Here is a 1,973-nt window from a genome sequence, read left to right as displayed (position 1 = left end):
GGGCTTGCTCATGCCGTCATTCTACCGGGCGGGCACTTGCCCCGATTTGTGCAACAAAGCCAAGATGCGGCCAACATTTCCGGCAAAAAGATACCGCCACCGGCTCAACAATCGTGCAAATCTAGAGTTTCTATCCCGCACTGGATAATAAAACTGACAACAATATAACTTATTGAAATAATTTATTTCCCACCATATATCCGATAATCCACAAAAGCCTCAAATTGAAGCGAAATTAACTGTGGATTTTCATTGACAACCTCAATATCTACATTGTATTTACCATTTTGATTTCTATCAATAAATGCCAAAAAATAATCATAATTTGCAAAGTACTCGGCAAAAACAATAGCGACCCCATTTTTGCTGGACTCCAGCTTACTAGAAAAATTCTTTGTCTTAAAATAAAAAAACTGTACTGGCCTCTCAGATTTTGACTCCATATTGGTGATTTTTACTTTGAAGACAGGTGTTGATTCACGAAGTAAATCAACATCCACGAGGCGGCCATCTGTCACTAAGGAGACACCTATTAAAAGCTTGTTTTTTTCATGGCTTTCGTTGTTTTGTGTCGAAAATATAATCGAAGCCTTCTCTCCAGCTCTACCTAACTTTATTGGTGCGGTTGCTTTTACACCCTCATCCAGGGTAGACTGACTGCATCCCGTTAATGATAAAACGCACAGCGCAACAATATTAACAAATTGCCTCATTATTTTTTCTTTAAACATTTGATGTACCGATTTTTTCATCCCGATTCTGACTGAGAAGTTTTTGAATAAAATTACGATTTGGCATTGGGTTTTTAGTCTCTTTGTTTAATTCGCTTTTGGGGAATGGTGGTAAAATTGATGCAATTGAATCCGCATTGTCAATAGGTTTTAGATCTCCTTCGTGAGCAAATTCAACACGGAATCCAAGCCCGATTTTGTCCATTACTGCGCCGGCTTTATTAACAACTTCCCCAGTACGGTCCAAAGCGGACGCATAAGTTAGTGTTGCCTTGATGTTGGATTTATTTAGTGCATTCCAAACAAAATCAACACAATTGTTCTTTGCATGCTCATACTTCATTGAAAAATTATAGGCTTTTGGGTTATCTCCAAAATTTTTTAATGACACATACTGATATTCTTTTATTTCAATTGTTCTTGCATACAGCGGGTTGATGTAATTTTCATCATCATTATTGTAAACCTTACCGGGGCCAATCATTTCTCCATGCCTAATAGGAGCAAAGCCATAGCAGATTGACTTTGAACCATGCATGCAAATACTGTAGTACAAGTGACCAGGTAGCGATGTTCCACCTTCTTTCAGGGGGGTTCCCGGAGCCGCTACATACATAGTCAAGAGATATCTTTTTATGCGGATAGCTTTTGTTTCTGTATTGTTTGTGGGGGTTAAAGTTTTTGAAACTATCTGACGCAGTGGCTTTTTGGAATGGCTTCCCATTTTGTTGCTCGCAACTTGAATTTTAATTAATTAGTCTGAATGTTGTGTATAAAAATGCATTCATTCCTTGATGGCTATCGTTATGGTTTCTGCTTGATTGTTATTTTTTATTGTGTGTGTATATCCGTCGGCATCTGTGGTTCCATACTCCTTTTCGCCGAAGCTGCGCTCAATAACATACTTCCTATTTGGTAGTGCGGCACCTGTAAACTCATCAACCAACCTAAATCGGTCTTCAAACTTGGCTTGTAGCACCGAGTTCAGCTCTTTTCCCATGCTTGTCCCCCCGCTCATCTGATGCTCCGCCCCCTTCACGCTCACCGTACCCGGGCAGTGCACTTCGATATTGCCGCCGGCCATGCGGATGTAGGCGCCACCGCCGACGTTGAGCAGGATTTCTTCTTTCGCGGCGATGGTGATGCTGTCCTTGCACGAGGTAACCGTCACATCCTTATCCGCCGTCAGCTCCATCGCGTCGCTCTGCGCCTGCAGCTGCACCTTGCCCTTGGCGGCGATCA

3 protein-coding genes are annotated in these 1,973 nt (G+C 41.8%); all 3 read right to left on the bottom strand.

Annotated features, from left to right (window positions below; translation table 11 throughout):
* Positions 1-182: 182 nt before the first annotated feature.
* The gene (locus IE100_RS16315; RefSeq protein WP_189375664.1) at positions 183-752 is read right to left on the bottom strand and encodes a hypothetical protein; all 570 of its coding nucleotides are present in this window, start codon (positions 750-752) and stop codon (positions 183-185) included.
* A complete protein-coding gene (locus IE100_RS16310) occupies positions 724-1,455 on the bottom strand; it encodes a hypothetical protein (RefSeq protein ID WP_189375662.1) in 732 nt (243 codons plus the stop codon). Before IE100_RS16310 ends, IE100_RS16315 begins: the two co-directional genes overlap by 29 nt.
* 60 nt (positions 1,456-1,515) lie before the next feature.
* Positions 1,516-1,973, bottom strand: a 458-nt coding sequence (locus IE100_RS16495) for a DUF2345 domain-containing protein (protein WP_229800428.1), incomplete at its 5' end; no start/stop codon positions are given.

The sequence above is a fragment of the Vogesella alkaliphila genome, assembly GCF_014652475.1.
GTDB classification, from domain to species: Bacteria; Pseudomonadota; Gammaproteobacteria; order Burkholderiales; family Chromobacteriaceae; genus Vogesella; species Vogesella alkaliphila.
Note: the sequence above shows the minus strand (reverse complement) of the source record. Positions and strands in the feature narration are given on the sequence as shown.

What these genes read in the sequence shown, in the direction of transcription:
- IE100_RS16315 (WP_189375664.1), bottom strand. Translation starts at nt 752, where the DNA reads ATGAAAAAATCGGTACATCAAATGTTTAAAGAAAAAATAATGAGGCAA.
- IE100_RS16310 (WP_189375662.1), bottom strand. Translation starts at nt 1,455, where the DNA reads ATGGGAAGCCATTCCAAAAAGCCACTGCGTCAGATAGTTTCAAAAACT.